The organism is Bradyrhizobium sp. Ai1a-2, assembly GCF_000426245.1.
Lineage (GTDB): Bacteria > Pseudomonadota > Alphaproteobacteria > Rhizobiales > Xanthobacteraceae > Bradyrhizobium.
The window spans coordinates 1-14,534 of sequence record NZ_AUEZ01000120.1 but is presented as its reverse complement, the minus strand read 5'-3'; the positions used below and the strand labels follow the sequence as shown (position 1 = coordinate 14,534).

Annotated in this window: 16 protein-coding genes, 2 pseudogenes and 1 riboswitch; of the genes and pseudogenes, 13 read left to right on the top strand and 5 right to left on the bottom strand. The window is 63.6% G+C overall.

Going from position 1 to position 14,534, the window contains the following annotated elements; translation table 11 throughout:
• Positions 1 to 151 (bottom strand): annotated as a pseudogene (locus K288_RS55190) (IS5/IS1182 family transposase); the annotation flags it as partial.
• Positions 152 to 323: 172 nt separating this feature from the next.
• On the opposite strand from K288_RS55190, the pseudogene K288_RS48210 reads away from it, so the two are divergent.
• Positions 324 to 962: pseudogene (locus K288_RS48210) on the top strand (serine hydrolase); the annotation flags it as partial.
• Positions 963 to 1,048: 86 nt separating this feature from the next.
• On the opposite strand, the gene K288_RS0139800 reads toward K288_RS48210, so the two are convergent.
• The 3 genes from K288_RS0139800 to K288_RS0139790 form a co-directional block, all read right to left on the bottom strand.
• On the bottom strand, positions 1,049 to 1,582 hold the full coding sequence (locus tag K288_RS0139800) for a PRC-barrel domain-containing protein (protein WP_027584439.1): 534 nt from the start codon (positions 1,580 to 1,582) through the stop codon (positions 1,049 to 1,051).
• A gap of 138 nt (positions 1,583 to 1,720) precedes the next feature.
• A complete protein-coding gene (locus K288_RS0139795; protein WP_027584438.1) occupies positions 1,721 to 2,098 on the bottom strand; it encodes a PRC-barrel domain-containing protein in 378 nt (125 codons plus the stop codon).
• Positions 2,099 to 2,309: 211 nt separating this feature from the next.
• Complete coding sequence (locus K288_RS0139790) at positions 2,310 to 2,870, bottom strand: hypothetical protein (protein WP_027584437.1); 561 nt, start codon at positions 2,868 to 2,870, stop codon at positions 2,310 to 2,312.
• A gap of 172 nt (positions 2,871 to 3,042) precedes the next feature.
• Between K288_RS0139790 and K288_RS0139785 the strand changes: the two genes are divergently transcribed.
• Positions 3,043 to 3,798 (top strand): response regulator, encoded by a 756-nt coding sequence (locus K288_RS0139785; RefSeq protein WP_027584436.1) that lies wholly within the window; start codon positions 3,043 to 3,045, stop codon positions 3,796 to 3,798.
• A gap of 2 nt (positions 3,799 to 3,800) precedes the next feature.
• Positions 3,801 to 5,129, top strand: coding sequence for an ATP-binding protein (locus tag K288_RS0139780; protein ID WP_027584435.1), 1,329 nt, complete (start codon positions 3,801 to 3,803; stop codon positions 5,127 to 5,129).
• A 2-nt stretch (positions 5,130 to 5,131) separates the two neighbouring features.
• Here the strand turns inward: K288_RS0139780 and K288_RS0139775 are convergent, their stop codons facing one another.
• A complete protein-coding gene (locus tag K288_RS0139775; RefSeq protein WP_027584434.1) occupies positions 5,132 to 5,332 on the bottom strand; it encodes a hypothetical protein in 201 nt (66 codons plus the stop codon).
• A 286-nt stretch (positions 5,333 to 5,618) separates the two neighbouring features.
• On the opposite strand from K288_RS0139775, the gene K288_RS48205 reads away from it, so the two are divergent.
• The 10 genes from K288_RS48205 (at position 5,619) to K288_RS0139720 (ending at position 14,263) form a co-directional block, all read left to right on the top strand.
• Positions 5,619 to 6,155 carry a lytic transglycosylase domain-containing protein gene (locus K288_RS48205; protein ID WP_084800069.1) on the top strand — a complete coding sequence of 179 codons (537 nt, stop codon included), beginning with the start codon at positions 5,619 to 5,621 and terminating at the stop codon, positions 6,153 to 6,155.
• A 52-nt stretch (positions 6,156 to 6,207) separates the two neighbouring features.
• A riboswitch (TPP riboswitch) is annotated at positions 6,208 to 6,349 on the top strand.
• Entirely contained in the window at positions 6,337 to 7,350 is a 1,014-nt protein-coding gene (locus tag K288_RS0139765) for an FAD-dependent oxidoreductase (protein ID WP_027584433.1), read from the top strand. It overlaps the preceding riboswitch by 13 nt.
• Complete coding sequence (gene thiS / locus K288_RS0139760) at positions 7,341 to 7,538, top strand: sulfur carrier protein ThiS (protein WP_027584432.1); 198 nt, start codon at positions 7,341 to 7,343, stop codon at positions 7,536 to 7,538. Before K288_RS0139765 ends, thiS begins: the two co-directional genes overlap by 10 nt.
• Positions 7,539 to 7,752: 214 nt before the next feature.
• Entirely contained in the window at positions 7,753 to 8,535 is a 783-nt protein-coding gene (locus tag K288_RS0139755) for a thiazole synthase (protein ID WP_027584431.1), read from the top strand.
• Positions 8,522 to 9,148 carry a thiamine phosphate synthase gene (locus K288_RS0139750; protein ID WP_027584430.1) on the top strand — a complete coding sequence of 209 codons (627 nt, stop codon included), beginning with the start codon at positions 8,522 to 8,524 and terminating at the stop codon, positions 9,146 to 9,148. The genes K288_RS0139755 and K288_RS0139750 overlap by 14 nt, the downstream gene beginning before the upstream one ends.
• Positions 9,149 to 9,173: 25 nt before the next feature.
• Positions 9,174 to 11,072, top strand: a complete 1,899-nt coding sequence (thiC, locus tag K288_RS0139745) for a phosphomethylpyrimidine synthase ThiC (RefSeq protein ID WP_027584429.1) — start codon at positions 9,174 to 9,176, stop codon at positions 11,070 to 11,072.
• Positions 11,073 to 11,855: 783 nt separating this feature from the next.
• Positions 11,856 to 12,242 (top strand): RidA family protein, encoded by a 387-nt coding sequence (locus K288_RS0139735; protein WP_027584427.1) that lies wholly within the window; start codon positions 11,856 to 11,858, stop codon positions 12,240 to 12,242.
• Positions 12,239 to 12,799 carry a mismatch-specific DNA-glycosylase gene (locus K288_RS48200; RefSeq protein ID WP_051335002.1) on the top strand — a complete coding sequence of 187 codons (561 nt, stop codon included), beginning with the start codon at positions 12,239 to 12,241 and terminating at the stop codon, positions 12,797 to 12,799. Before K288_RS0139735 ends, K288_RS48200 begins: the two co-directional genes overlap by 4 nt.
• A 131-nt stretch (positions 12,800 to 12,930) precedes the next feature.
• Positions 12,931 to 13,188 (top strand): hypothetical protein, encoded by a 258-nt coding sequence (locus K288_RS0139725; protein WP_027584426.1) that lies wholly within the window; start codon positions 12,931 to 12,933, stop codon positions 13,186 to 13,188.
• Positions 13,189 to 13,561: 373 nt separating this feature from the next.
• On the top strand, positions 13,562 to 14,263 hold the full coding sequence (locus K288_RS0139720) for a DUF899 domain-containing protein (RefSeq protein ID WP_027584425.1): 702 nt from the start codon (positions 13,562 to 13,564) through the stop codon (positions 14,261 to 14,263).
• Positions 14,264 to 14,534 lie beyond the last annotated feature (271 nt).

Here is a 14,534-nt window from a genome sequence, read left to right as displayed (position 1 = left end):
CCTCATACACCGCACCGAACCGCTGTTCCAGGACCGACCAGTCGATCGTCCGCGAAAGCTTCACCAGTGCATGATCCATGTCGAGGATCGCGTCCAGCCGGGAGCGCAGAAGATCGGCCTGTCCGCTGTCGCGTCGTTCCTTTGGCTTCATCGTCCCCTCCGGTCAGACCGAGGGAATCACGACGCGCGATTCGGCGGTATCCTCAAATGCAGATTTGCAAGCTTTTGCGGCGTCAAACCCCGAAAGCTTGCAATCTCAAACCCCCTCACGACCGAAAAATCGACTCCACATCAATGGCTTGGGCGATTCTTCACGGACGACGAATTACAGCCATTCAACCGACGTGCTCGGCCGTGTCGTCGAGGTGGCCTCGGGGCAGACGCTGTACCAGTTCGAAAAACAGAGATTGTTCGATCCGCTCGGCATGTCCGACACTGCGTACTATGTCGCGGACAAAGCGAAGTGGCCGCTGATCGCGAGGGGATTTCCGGTCGATCGCTCTCGAGTCGCTGGAATCACCGATCCTACATTGCCACGGCGCTGGGAGTCGGGTGGAGCAGGCCTGGCCTCGACCACGGGGAACTACGCCCGCTTCCTGCAAATGCTGCTGAATGGAGGTGAACTGGACGGCAAGCGGTATCTCAAGCGTGAGACAGTTGCACTGATGACGTCGGATCAGATTGGGCCGGAAACCGGGATCATTCATGATCCCTTCTATTTTCCGGGGCCCACCAGCGGCTTCGGTCTCGGCTTTGCCGTGCGCACCTCGCCACCTCCGTATACGAACTGGCCACTCGGTGAATACCGTTGGGACGGCGCCGGCGGCAGTTTCTATTTCGTCGACCCCGTGGACGACATGCTTGGAGTCTTCATGGTGATGTCGCCCACACAGGGGGGACGGATCCAACTGAACTTGAAGTCGATGATCTACGAGGCGATGGGGAGGGGCCTGCGCAAGTAGCCAACCGCGAACGCACTTCACGTCGCCCTAACGCAAGAACGCGCCCGGCAGAACCGGGCGCGCTTTTGCTTGAGCAGGCGAGAGCCTTACTCGGTCGAGTACTTGAACTCCGGCATCGCCTTCAGCTCTTCCTTGGTCGCGCTGTAGACGGCGTGATCGGGGTACCAGGGGTTCGGCTTGGAGCTCGAAGTCGAGCTTGTCGCAGCGCCCGTGGTCGTCGACGAGCCGGTGCTGCCCGACGGCTTGGCGCCGGTGTTCGACGCGCCGGTATAGGCGACCGGCTCGTTGGCGAACTTGACCTTCTCGAATGGCACCGCGACCAGATGTTCGCCGACGCCGAGGAAACCGCCGACGCCGATCACGATCGCTTTGATGTTGCCGCTCTTGTCCATCAACATGTCGTTGATCGAGCCGATGCTCTCATTGCTGTCGTTGTAGACACTCAGGCCGGCCATTTTCGACGCGCGCCAGTTGCCCTTGAACGACGTCGGGGCGGTGGTTGACGTGGTCTCCGCGGTGCTCGGACGATCTCCGGTCGCCGTGTTCGGCGTTTGCGCGAACGCGACGCTTGCAAGCAGGGCCGAGGCCGCAAGGCCAGTGATGGTATACTTCGCTAACATGATCGGGTCCTCCAGTTCTCGAAATCGATGCTGAGAAAACCCGTCACGTCAGCAAGCGTTCCGTATCAAGTCTCACGGAACTTGCGACGCCAAAGTCAAGGTTGAATCGAAAGCTTGAAGTTAAGCGACGACGTCGCTTCAGAAACCGCCCCAGTAAGGCGGAATGCCGTAGTAGCGGTTCAGCTCGTTTTCCTGCGACCGATCGCCCCAATCGAAATCCTTGTCGGCGCGAAACGACGGCGCGCGTTTCAGCTCTTCATCTGATATGTCGAGCTCATAGGCTTCGAAGCGCGTGTTGTAGCGCAGCCGCGCCCAGGGCACGGGAATGAGGTTGGTTCCGAGGCCGAAGAATCCGCCGAAGCTGAGCACGGCGTAAGACACCTGGCCGGAGACCTTGTCGATCATCAGCCGTTCGATGTGGCCGATCATCTCGCCGTTCGGTCGCCGCACCGCAGTGCCTTCGACACGATCGCTGGCAATGAGCCGATGCGGATTGGTGCTGGCGTCGGCTGCCATCTGGCCCTCCCCACAAGAGATCGAGGGATTCAACGCCACATTCGACGACTGGTTCCTCCGCAACCAATGGAACAGCCACCCTTCCCTTTTTCGGTAGCCCGGGTGGAGCGAAGCGCAACCCGGGAAGCCTGCGTCAACGTCGACGAGCGGCCCCGGGTTACGCTGACGCTCCACCCGGGCTACACGCTATTCGTGGGGAAGGAGCCGCGCCTCAGCTCTGGTAGTCGATCAGCAGCGCCGAGAACGAACTGCCGTTAGCCGATGCGCTCGCGCTGCCGGCCGAGTTGTAGGAACTCGATGCCGACGTCGACAGCGAGTCCTGCAGCGACTGCAGGAACTGCTGCAAAATGTCGCTGACCGAATTGGTGGCGGTGCTGGAATCATCGGCCGAGCTTACGGCATCCGACGGCGGCGGCCCACCGGCATCGCCGTGATGGCCATGCGCGCCGCCCGGACCCTGCGCGAAGGCGGCCTTGAACACGCCTTGCAGCTCGGTCGCCTGATCGCTGGTCAGCTTGCCGCTCGAGACCTCCTGGCTGATGAGATCATCGAGCTTGGACTTCATCTCGTCCGGCGACGGCCGCGTGCCGCTGGGCTGATCGCTGGCGCGGCCTGCCTGCATCGAGGCGTCGATATCCGTCAGCGCTGACGACAGCGCGTCCTGGTCCGACGAGCTGACGGCGCCGGAATTGATTTCGGACTGCAGTTCGTCCTGCAGTCGCTGCAGAGGCGACTGGTAGGTGCTGCCGGAGGCAGCCGAGATCGCGGTCATGGAATGCTCCAAATGATTCTGATAGGTACGCGTGAAACTGGCCGCGACGGTAGGGTTACCGGTCTTAACAGTGCCTTTTGCCCTGTTGCCCCCTGTTACCGCGCAGCCGTCAGAAACATTTGGAAACAAGAATCTTCGGCGCTTCCCCCGAATCATCGACAAAAAGGTCAGCATGGCCCAACCGCAGCCGAACATCCTTGTCGTCGAGGACGACCGCGAGACGCGCAGCCTGATCGCGAAATATCTGCGCAACAACGCCTGCAACGTCACCACCGCCGGCGACGGCCGTGAGATGGTCCGCGCGATGGCCGACCACCGCGTCGATCTTCTGATCCTCGACGTCATGCTGCCGGGCGAGGATGGCCTCAGCCTGTGCCGCAAGGTGCGCGCGACCTCGCAGACGCCGATCATCATGCTGACCGCGCGCGGCGAGGACGTCGACCGCATCCTCGGCCTCGAGATGGGCGCCGACGACTATCTGCCGAAGCCGTTCAATCCGCGCGAGCTTTTGGCGCGGATCAATGCGGTGCTGCGGCGCCAGGCTGCTGCGCGCAACGCCAGCGCCATCGAAGGCGCGACCGCCTTGACGTTCCAGGGCTGGCGCATCGATTTCCGCCTGCGTGAACTGCGTAACCCCGAAGGCGCCAAGGTCGCCATGACCAGCGCCGAGTTCGACCTGCTCCGGACCTTCTGCGAGCGGCCCGGCCGCGTGCTGTCGCGCGACAGCCTGCTCGACCTCACCGGCGCGCGCAACGCCGGCTCGTTCGAGCGCTCGATCGACGTGCTGGTCAGCCGCATCCGCCGCAAGATCGAGCCCGATCCGCAGGAGGCCACCATGATCAAGACGGTGCGCGCCGGCGGCTACATGTTCACGCCACGAGTCGAAGCAGCCACAGTGGAAGCAGTGACCGCGGCGGCGGGCAATTGACGATGAAGCTCGCCGGCTTCCTCAATCTCAAGGGCATCAGCGGGCAGATCGCGGCGCTGGTGGTCGCCTCTATCATCGCCATCCACGTCATCATCGCCGCGATCTTCCTGCTCTACCGGCCGGACCAGTCGGAGCCGCCAGGCGACCGCGGACATGCCCAGCTTGCCAGCGCGATCCAGTTGCTCGGCGCCGCCGCGCCGTCCGAACGAGCGCGGCTCTCCATCGATATCAACAACGCCTTTCCGCAACTCGGCGTCGAGATCCTTCCGCCTGGCACCGCGCCGGCTGCCGGCGAACTGAATGAGCGCGAACTGCACTTCCTCTACCGCCGGCTCGGCAGCGCCTATCGGCTGTTTCCGCTGGCGGGCGACGGCACGCGGATCGGCGTCACGCTGCCCGACGGTGCTGTGATCTCGGCGCGGCTGCTCGCGGATCGGCACCGGCCGCCGTTCTTCGGCGGTCCCTGGATGATGACGCTGTTGTTCGTGGTCATCAGCGTGACGCTGCTCGGGCTGTGGGCGGCACGCGCGTTGACCGCGCCGCTGTCGTCCTTTGCGCGCGCCGCCGAGAGCTTCAGCCTCGACGGCGCGGCCGCGCCGCTGCCCGAACGCGGGCCGGAAGAAATCCGTTCAGTTGCGAAAGCGCTGAACCGCATGCGCGAGCGCATCACCAGCCTGATCGACGACCGCACCAAGATGCTGGCCGCGATCAGCCACGACCTGCGCACGCCGATCACACGGATGCGGCTGCGCTCGGAATTCATCGAGGACGAGACCCATCGCAGCCGCATGCTCGCCGATCTCGACCAGATGCGCGCGATGCTGGAAGCGGTGCTGTCGTTCCTGCGCAACGACCGCAGGCTGGAATCGATGACGCTGACCGATATCGCCAGCACGCTGCAGCTGGTCACCGACCAGTTTTCCGACATGGGCCACAAGGTCAATTACGATGGCCCCGCACACGCGATGGCAACCGTGCGGCCGGACGACCTGCACCGCAGCGTCACCAATCTGGTCGAGAACGCGGTCCGCTTCGGCGCCGAAGCGACGATCCGGCTCCGCACCCTCCCCGATCGCATCACCATCGAAGTCGAGGATGACGGCCCCGGCATTTCGGATGCGCGCAAGCGCGATGTACTGGAGCCGTTCGTGCGCGGCGACGGCGCGCGCAACATGGACGAGTCCGAAGGCTTTGGCCTCGGGCTGTCGATCACCAACGCGATCGTGCTCGCGCATGGTGGGACGTTATCCCTGCACGACAAGCAGCCGCACGGGCTCGTGGCGCGGATCGCGTTGCCGGTACGCGCGGAAGACCGGCGCTCGGCGGCCTGACTTCAGGCTGCGAGCGGCGCCGGTTCGCTGTGCGGCTCCGGATAGATCGCAATGGCCTCGAAGCGGTAGTCGCAGGCGCGGCAATGCCAGAGATAAGAAGTCCGGCCAACATCCTGCTCGACCCAGTCCGGCCTCATGATCGGCTTGCCGCATTGTGCGCAAGGATTTCCACGCGGCAGATCAGCGGAATCAAAGATGGCCATGACGCGTCTCCCTTTATCGACGTTTCTTGGTCGGTTTTCTTGATTGTCGTTTCTTGATTGTGTTGTCGGCAGGCGCACTGAAACTCTCGGCCTGCCATGCAAAATTCTACGATGGCTTTGAGTCATTTGCGCGACAATCCGCTTGCCGCCACGCAGCAAATCATCGTGTAAGACTTTACTAAAGCCGATCGTATAACGCCGCTTTTTCGCCACATATCTGCCCGGCCACCGCAACAATTCGATTGCGTAAGTGGAACAGACCATTCCGTCGCCGAGATCGCGTCCGATGAAATTCCCTTTCGCCCTCACCTTGCTTGCGGCTGTTGCCGCGATGCTTCTGGGCTCGCCTGCGCAGGCGCAGCAGCGTTCGCAATATGAGGCGATGGTCGCCGCCCATGCCCAGGCCAACCTGGTGCCGGATACGCTGGTGCACCGCGTGATCGTGCGCGAGAGCAAGTATCAGCCGAACCTGGTCGGACGCGGCGGCGCGATCGGGCTGATGCAGATCAAGCTCGCGACCGCGCGCGGCCTCGGCTACAGGGGCGATGCGGCGGGTCTGCGCGACCCCGAAACCAACCTCACCTACGGCATCAAATATCTCGCGGGCGCCTTCCGCGCCGCCGGTGGCAACCACGACCGCGCCGTACGCTACTACGCCGGCGGGTATTATTACGCCGCCAAGCAGCAGCGGCTGCAGCATCTAAAAGAAGCCAAGGCGCAAGCCCGTCCGACGCTCGCCGCCGCATCGCAAAATGAGCAGGCAGGGCCCGTGGCGCAGGAGAGCGCGGTCGACACCAGCGCACAGCAGATGCCCGGCAATTGAGGGGCACGGCCGCAAGGCGGCGTTGACAGGCCAGCGCATCCGCTTACATTAGACACGTTCCGAGGGGTGCTCCGAGGAGGAGCTGAGATACCGCACGCTTGGGGTTGGCCAGTCTGGCCGATATCCGGGACCGCGGTGACCCTTTGAACCTGATCCGGGTCATACCGGCGAAGGGACAGGGATGTACCAGAACAAGAGTCCGCGGGGGGATTCCCCCGTATCGATCATCGGCGCAGGCATAGCCGGCGCTTGGCAAGCCCTACTGTTTGCGCAGGCCGGACACGCCGTCACTCTGCATGAGCGCAGTGACGCGGCGATGACGGAATCCACAAGCCATTGGGCCGGCGGCATGCTGGCGCCCTATTGCGAGGCCGAGGTCGCCGAGCCCATCATCAGCCGGCTCGGCCAGCGCTCGCTCGACATCTGGCGGCGCGAATTGCCGGATACGCCGTTCAACGGCTCGCTGGTGGTGGCGCATGCGCGCGAGCGCAGCGATTTCGAGCGCTTTGCCCGGATGACGGAAGGCCACCAGCGGCTCGACGCGTCAGGCGTTGCGCAGCTCGAACCCTCGCTCGACGGCCGTTTCCGCGACGCGCTGTTCTTTCCGGCCGAAGGCCACGTCGAGCCGCGTCGCGTGCTGCCGAAGCTGCATGAGCGCATCCTCGCCGCCGGCGGCATCATCAAGTTCAACAGCGACGTGAGCGCCGAGGATCTCGAAGGCATCGTGATCGATTGCCGCGGCCTGTCGGCGCGTGACGGGCAGCCGGAGCTGCGCGGCGTCAAGGGCGAGATGATCCTGATCGAGACCGCGGAGGTGGAGCTGTCGCGCCCGGTTCGGCTGATCCATCCGCGCTGGCCGCTTTACGTGATCCCGCGCGAGGACCATCTGTTCATGCTGGGCGCGACCTCGATCGAGGCCGAGGACACCGGCGTCAGCGTCCGCTCGGCGCTGGAGCTTCTCGGCGCGGCCTACGCGGTGCACCCGGCCTTTGCCGAAGCGCGCATCGTCGAATTCGGCTCCGGCCTGCGCCCGGCCTTTCCGGACAACCTGCCGCGGATCACGATCGACAGGAACAAGATGTCAGTGAACGGCCTTTACCGCCACGGCTTCCTGCTGGCGCCAGCGCTGGCGGAGCTGACACTCGCGTATGTCAAGCGCGGCCAGATCGACAACGAGGTGATGCGATGCGCGTGATCGTCAACGGCGAGCCGCGGGAGATTACCGCTGCCAGCGTCGACGCGCTGCTCGCCGAACTCGACTACGAAGGCTCCCATTTCGCGATCGCGCTGAATTACGACGTGCTGCCGAAGAGCCGCTGGGCCGAGACAGCGCTGAAAGCCGGCGACGAGATCGAGATCATCACGCCGCGGCAGGGAGGGTGATCGGTATGCGTACCAACTCTCTCCACGCGTCGTCCCCGCGAAGGCGGGGACCCATAACCACAGGACTTCGTTGTACGCGCTCCACACACCCAGCCGTCATCGCCCGGCTTGACCGGGCGATCCAGTACGCCCCGGCGTTACGGTTCAAGCACAGGCGGCGCGGGTTACTGGATCCCCGCCTTCGCGGGGATGACAAGCGGAGGACACTGACACAATGCTGAACTTCTACGGCAAGACCTTCTCCTCTCGCCTGCTGATCGGCACGGCGCTCTATCCCTCGCCCGCGATCATGCAGGCAGCGATCCGCGCCTCCGGCGCCAACATCGTCACCGTGTCGCTGCGCCGCGAGGCCGCCGGCGGCAAGACGGGGGACGCATTCTGGTCGCTGATCCGCGAGCTTGATGTGACGGTGCTGCCGAACACCGCCGGCTGCCGCACCGTGCGCGAGGCGGTGACCACGGCCAAGCTCGCGCGCGAATTGTTCGGAACGAGCTGGATCAAGCTCGAGGTCATCGCAGACAACGACACGCTGCAGCCCGATGTCGTCGGACTGGTCGAGGCCGCCTCGATCCTGATCAAGGACGGCTTCGAGGTGTTCCCCTATTGCACCGAAGATCTTTCTGTCGCGATGCGGCTGGTCGATGCCGGCTGCAAGGTGGTGATGCCGTGGGCCGCGCCGATCGGCAGCGCCAGGGGGATCACCAACCGTGATGCGCTAAAACTGCTGCGCGACCGGCTGCCCGACATCACGCTGGTGGTCGACGCCGGCATCGGCGCGCCGTCCCATGCGGCCCACGCCTTCGAGCTCGGCTACGACGCGGTGCTGCTCAACACGGCGGTCGCGAAGGCCGCCGACCCCGTTGCGATGGCCAATGCATTCCGCCTCGGCATCGAGGCCGGCCGCTCCGCGTTTGAGGCCGGGCTGATGGACGCCCGCGATTTCGCCTCCCCCTCCACTCCTGTCATCGGGACTCCGTTCTGGCATGCCGTATCCTGATCGCTACGCGTATCCTGATCCTTTCTATCCCGTCGTCGACAGCGTCGCCTGGGTCGAGCGGCTGACGAGACTCGGCGTCGGCACGATCCAGCTCCGCGCCAAGGATCTGAACGACGCCGAAGCGCTGCAGATCGTCACCGATGCGCTCGCGGTGACCAAGGGCACACCGACAAAACTGGTCGTCAACGACTATTGGCGCGCGGCGATCGTCGCCGGCGCCGAGCATCTGCATCTCGGCCAGGAGGATCTCGCCGATGCCGACCTTGCCGAGATCCGCAACGCCAAGCTGACGCTCGGCATCTCCACCCATGACGACGAGGAGCTTGCCACCGCGCTGAAGGCCGAGCCTGATTATGTCGCGCTCGGCCCGATCTTCCCGACCACGCTGAAATCGATGCGCTTCGCCCCGCAGGGGATTCCAAAAATCACCGAATGGAAGCAGCGCATCGGCAACATCCCGCTGGTTGCGATCGGCGGCATCAAGTTCGAGCAGGCGGCGGAGATCTTCGCCGCCGGCGCCGACTCGATCGCCGTCGTCTCCGACATCACCCAGAACGCCGACCCCGATGCGCGGGTCAGACAATGGCTTGGCGCTTCAGCCAAAGCCGCCTGAAGTAAGAAGTTTAAGGAGGAACTCCATGAACATCCGTTCCAACCCTGATACCACCATTCCCGCCGTCACCACGGGGCCGCTGCCCTCCTCGCGCAAGATTTTCTCTACCCCCGAGGGGGCGCCCGATGTGCGCGTGCCCTTGCGCGAGATCATCCTGAGCGAAGGCGCCGGCGAGCCCAATCTTCCGGTCTATGACACCTCCGGCCCTTACACCGATCCGTCCATCACCATCGACGTCAATGTCGGCCTGCCGCGCAATCGTCTGGCCTGGGTCAAGGAACGCGGTGGCGTCGAGGAATATGACGGGCGCACGATCAAGCCAGAAGACAACGGCAACCTGTCCGCCGACAAGGCGGCGCGCGCCTTCACCGCGCATCACCAGCCGCTGCGCGGCCTCGACGGCCACAAGATCACCCAGCTCGAATTCGCCCGCGCCGGCATCATCACCAAGGAGATGATCTACGTCGCCGAGCGCGAGAATCTCGGCCGCAAGCAGCAGCTCGAGCGCGCGGAGGCCGCGCTTGCCGACGGCGAGAGCTTCGGCGCCTCGGTGCCGGCCTTCATCACGCCGGAGTACGTACGCTCTGAGATCGCGCGCGGCCGCGCCATTATCCCCTCCAATATCAACCACGCCGAGCTCGAGCCGATGATCATCGGCCGCAACTTCCTGACCAAGATCAACGCCAATATCGGCAACTCCGCCGTGACGTCGTCGGTCGAGGAGGAAGTCGAGAAGATGGTGTGGGCGATCCGCTGGGGCGCCGACACCGTGATGGACCTCTCGACGGGGCGCAACATCCATACCACCCGCGAATGGATCCTGCGCAACTCGCCGGTGCCGATCGGCACCGTGCCGATCTACCAGGCGCTGGAGAAGTGCAACGGCGATCCGGTCCAGCTGACCTGGGAATTGTACAAGGACACGCTGATCGAGCAGTGCGAACAGGGCGTCGACTATTTCACAATCCACGCCGGCGTGCGCCTGCCCTACATCCACCTCACCGCTAACCGCGTCACCGGCATCGTCTCGCGCGGCGGCTCGATCATGGCGAAGTGGTGCCTGGCGCACCACAAGGAGAGCTTCCTCTACACCCATTTCGACGAGATCTGCGACCTCATGCGCAAGTATGACGTCTCGTTCTCGCTGGGCGACGGCCTGCGTCCCGGCTCGATCGCCGATGCCAACGACCGCGCGCAGTTCGCCGAACTGGAGACGCTCGGAGAGCTCACAAAAATCGCGTGGGACAAGGGCTGCCAGGTCATGATCGAGGGCCCCGGCCACGTGCCGATGCACAAGATCAAGATCAACATGGACAAGCAGCTCAAGGAATGCGGCGAAGCCCCGTTCTATACGCTTGGCCCGCTGACCACGGACATCGCGCCGGGCTACGACCACATCACGTCAGGCATCGGCGCCGCCATGATCGGCTGGTTCGGCTGCGCCATGCTCTGCTACGTCACGCCGAAGGAGCATCTCGGCCTGCCCGATCGCAACGACGTCAAGGTTGGCGTCATCACCTACAAGATCGCGGCCCACGCCGCCGACCTCGCCAAGGGTCACCCCGCCGCGCAACTCCGCGACGACGCGCTCTCCCGCGCAAGGTTCGACTTCCGCTGGACCGACCAGTTCAACCTCGGCCTCGACCCCGAGACCGCGAAGAACTTCCACGACGAGACCCTGCCGAAGGAAGCCCATAAGGTCGCCCACTTCTGCTCGATGTGCGGCCCGAAATTCTGCTCGATGAAGATCACCCAGGACGTGCGGGACTATGCGGCGACGCTGAACGATCCGGCGAGCGTCGGTATGTCGGTACAGGGCACCATCGAGGACGGCATGGCCGCGATGAGCCAGAAGTTCAGGGAGATGGGCGGCGACGTCTATCTCGATGCGGAGAAGGTGAAGGAGAGTAATCGGGTGCTGTGAGGACTACGCGCCTCAAGCCCAGGGCTTGGTTTGAACATCCATGACGGAGAAAGCGGCCGGGCACTTGCCCGGCCGTTTTGTTGCGGCCGTGGCGCCTAAGAAGCGTCTGAACCTGAAGGGCCCCCTTAACGACAAACTTTTGGATGCCGTTGCCAGCCATTTTGGTAGCTAGTCGGATTCTCCAGCCATCCTAAAACGTGCGTAAGTCTCAATTGGCGAACGTGGGGATAACGATATGAGATCGAATAGCGCCTTCCGCGCCAAGGCGAGAGCTGCATTTCTCGATCGGATGGCGAATCAAGCCGGGAGCGACGGCTCGCACCTTGCGAACAGAGCAACAGGAACGCAATCTCGCATTGAGTGCGGGGAGTCCAGCAAGCCATCCGCCGTTGATGATCTGCCGGACCACATCCGCAAGTTCTGCGAGCGATTTTTCTCCGACAACCGGAGCCTCCTCTAAAGCGTTTTTGAGCGAAGTGGACGCCGGTTCGTGTGAAGAAAACACGTCAAAACAAGGATCTAGAGCGTCGGCTCTGATTCAATCAGAACCGAAATGCTCTAGTTCTTCCCACCACCGCAGAGAGGACACCATCAACGCCCTTGAGCTGTGGCTGTGTCGTCGGCGAGTCAACCTTCGCAGTTCTATCCTGAGGAATCGGGCGGGCGTTCGTCCCGCATATTGAGAGGCCGATCATCGGATGCGCGTTCGCGCGATCCGTTGGCACACGCCAGCCGCTGATCTATCCTGCATCCCACCTGTCCAACGGCCACGCGAGGATGCCTATGTCCATAAAACACTTCCCTCCCCCGCCCGGCGTCAAGGCGCCGCCGCTCTCGTTCGGCGCCTGCGTCGGCGATCTCCTCTTCATCTCCGGCATCCCCGGCTTCGACGCCAATGGCGGGCTGCCTGACACCTTCGAGGCACAGTTCGCCAACGTCGTCGCCAACTTCAAGCGCGTGCTGGATGAGGCAGGCGCGACGGTGCGCAATCTCGTCAAGGTCAACGTGCTGCTGACGCGCGCCTCCGATGTCGCCACGATGAACAGGCTCTATGCCGAGGCGTTCGGGCCGGCGCCCTATCCGGCGCGCACCACCTGCGTGGTGGTGGCGTTGCCTGATCCGAAGATGCTGATCGAGATCGAGGGCGTCGCACACCTTCGCGCTGCATGAGCGGAGCGCCCGCGCCTCGCGAGCGACTGCCCGACCAGCTTGCCGCCGATCTGCGCCTGGTCTTCGTCGGCACCGCCGCGAGCCAGCGGTCAGCGGACCTCGGCCATTACTACGCGCATCCCGGCAATCGCTTCTGGCGGACGCTGCATCAGGTCGGCATCACGCCGCGCCGCTTTGAGCCGCATGAATTTCCGGCGCTGCTCGACCTCGGCATCGGCTTCACCGACATGTGCAAGACGGGCGCGGGCATGGACCACCATGCGCTCGCCTTCCCCATCGATGTGCCTGCGTTCCGCGACAAGATGCTGACCTACCGGCCGCAGACCATCGCGTTCACCAGCAAGAAGGCGGCATCCCTGTTCTACGGACGACCGACGTCGGCGATCGCGCTCGGCCGGCAGGCCCGGCTGCCGGATTTTCCGGATATATTCGTATTGGCTTCGCCATCGGGCGCGGCTTCCGGAAGCTGGTCGTTGCAGCCGTGGCAGGAATTGGCGGATTGGCTCTCTGGCGAGCGAGCGGATGACCCACACACCGTTGCTCGAAGCCACTGGTGAAAATGCAGCCCGCCATGTCGTTGCGGCATTTCTGCCAGCACCAAAAGCGCCACAAACGATCGCAAGAAAAATCGGCGCCGCCTCTCCTCATCGCGGAGGCAGGCCAACAAATGTCCGACAGGAGATCCGTCATGCGTCGCGCTATCGCCCTCTGTCTCGCCACCTGCCTCACCGTCGCCGCCATCGCCGTCGCCAAGCCCGCAGAGGCCGGCTATTATGTGATCCGCTGGGAAAACACCGGCATCTGCCAGATATGGAATGAGGACCTGCAGCGAAAGCCGCTGGAATGGCCTTCGACCTACAAGGTGATCAGCAAGCCGGTGGCGACCTTCACTGCCGCGATGACCGAGCAGCAACAGATGCGAACGGAGCGCCGCTGCACGCTGTAAGCCGTGGAGTTGTAGGGTGGGTTAGCGCAGCGTAACCCACCATCTTTCTTCCCGCTGTTATCGGTTGGCTACGCTGCGCTAACCCACCCTACCATCATTGCGAGCGAAGCGAAGCAATCCACGTCTGCGCTGTAAGCCTCCGGTGAGGGCCGCCGCCCCGGTTCGTGTTCGAACGTGGGATGGATTGCTCGTTGATTTGCAAGCAAGTGAGCAAACGTGACGACGGTTACGGTTCTGTCTGGAGCGGCGCGGCGGTGGACTGTTGCCGAGAAGCTTCGGATCATCGAGGAGAGGAAAAATTTCGGTCGGCCTGTCGGCTTGGGTCTGCCTCGAACGTCCTCGGGGTGGTTCCGTCGGACGAAGGAGACGAGCAATGAATGCAACAGCAGAACCGATGCCCAAGGTTGTCGCGGAGCGTGAGTGGCGCCAAGCGCTCGACACGATGCTTGCCAAGGAGAAAGCCCTGACCCGCACCAGGGATGCACTTGCCGCGGAGCGTCGCCGACTGCCGATGACGAAGATCGAGAAGTCCTACGTCTTCGACGGCGCGGATGGGCAGGTGGGCCTACTGGATCTATTCGATGGCCGGCCGCAGCTTCTCCTCTACCACTTCATGTTTGCGCCGGGCGTGCACGGCTGGCCGTCTGCGGGCTGTCCCGGATGCTCGATGTTCGTGGACAACATCGGTCAGTTCGCCGTACCGCACCTGAGCGCGCGCGGCGTATCTCTTGCACTGGTCTCGCTCGCGCCCTTCGCCAGCATCGAGGCCTATCGCAAGCGCATGTCCTGGCCGCACCGCTGGGTCTCGTCAGCGAACAACAGCTTCAATGTCGATCTGGGGATCACGACGCCGAGCGGCGAAGCCCATGGGCTCAGTGTCCTCTTGCGGCGGGGAGACCAGGTGTTCCGCACCTACTTCACCTCCCGACGGGGATGCGAGGCGCTCGGGAACGTCTGGGGCTTCCTGGACGCGACGCCCTACGGGCGCCAGGAGACGTGGGAGGATTCGCCGCCGGATTGGCCTCAGTCACGCCCCTACAAATGGTGGCGTCGGCACGACGAATATGGGTCGTAAAAAACCCTTGGACTAACCCGGCGAAAAGCGATCACTCCGCGGCCCGGCCGGAGGGTTACTCTGCGCTTGCGGCGCTATTGATTGCTTCGCTCCGCTCGCAATGACGATGTGGTTGCTTTCGGTGCGACAAATCAACTCGACGGGCAAATCACCAAAAGTCTGTCCAGCCCTCGCACAAAAAACATTCCGCTTCCGTCGTCGGGCAAATCAGTGATTTAACTCCGCGCGTCTCACCCGGATGAGGGGCGGCTCGCGATCGTCACGAACGTTG

Coding starts and splice junctions, on each gene's coding strand:
- K288_RS0139800 (WP_027584439.1), bottom strand. CDS start 1,582: ATGTTAGCGAAGTATACCATCACTGGCCTTGCGGCCTCGGCCCTGCTT.
- K288_RS0139795 (WP_027584438.1), bottom strand. CDS start 2,098: ATGGCAGCCGACGCCAGCACCAATCCGCATCGGCTCATTGCCAGCGAT.
- K288_RS0139790 (WP_027584437.1), bottom strand. CDS start 2,870: ATGACCGCGATCTCGGCTGCCTCCGGCAGCACCTACCAGTCGCCTCTG.
- K288_RS0139785 (WP_027584436.1), top strand. CDS start 3,043: ATGGCCCAACCGCAGCCGAACATCCTTGTCGTCGAGGACGACCGCGAG.
- K288_RS0139780 (WP_027584435.1), top strand. CDS start 3,801: ATGAAGCTCGCCGGCTTCCTCAATCTCAAGGGCATCAGCGGGCAGATC.
- K288_RS0139775 (WP_027584434.1), bottom strand. CDS start 5,332: ATGGCCATCTTTGATTCCGCTGATCTGCCGCGTGGAAATCCTTGCGCA.
- K288_RS48205 (WP_084800069.1), top strand. CDS start 5,619: ATGAAATTCCCTTTCGCCCTCACCTTGCTTGCGGCTGTTGCCGCGATG.
- K288_RS0139765 (WP_027584433.1), top strand. CDS start 6,337: ATGTACCAGAACAAGAGTCCGCGGGGGGATTCCCCCGTATCGATCATC.
- thiS (WP_027584432.1), top strand. CDS start 7,341: ATGCGCGTGATCGTCAACGGCGAGCCGCGGGAGATTACCGCTGCCAGC.
- K288_RS0139755 (WP_027584431.1), top strand. CDS start 7,753: ATGCTGAACTTCTACGGCAAGACCTTCTCCTCTCGCCTGCTGATCGGC.
- K288_RS0139750 (WP_027584430.1), top strand. CDS start 8,522: ATGCCGTATCCTGATCGCTACGCGTATCCTGATCCTTTCTATCCCGTC.
- thiC (WP_027584429.1), top strand. CDS start 9,174: ATGAACATCCGTTCCAACCCTGATACCACCATTCCCGCCGTCACCACG.
- K288_RS0139735 (WP_027584427.1), top strand. CDS start 11,856: ATGTCCATAAAACACTTCCCTCCCCCGCCCGGCGTCAAGGCGCCGCCG.
- K288_RS48200 (WP_051335002.1), top strand. CDS start 12,239: ATGAGCGGAGCGCCCGCGCCTCGCGAGCGACTGCCCGACCAGCTTGCC.
- K288_RS0139725 (WP_027584426.1), top strand. CDS start 12,931: ATGCGTCGCGCTATCGCCCTCTGTCTCGCCACCTGCCTCACCGTCGCC.
- K288_RS0139720 (WP_027584425.1), top strand. CDS start 13,562: ATGAATGCAACAGCAGAACCGATGCCCAAGGTTGTCGCGGAGCGTGAG.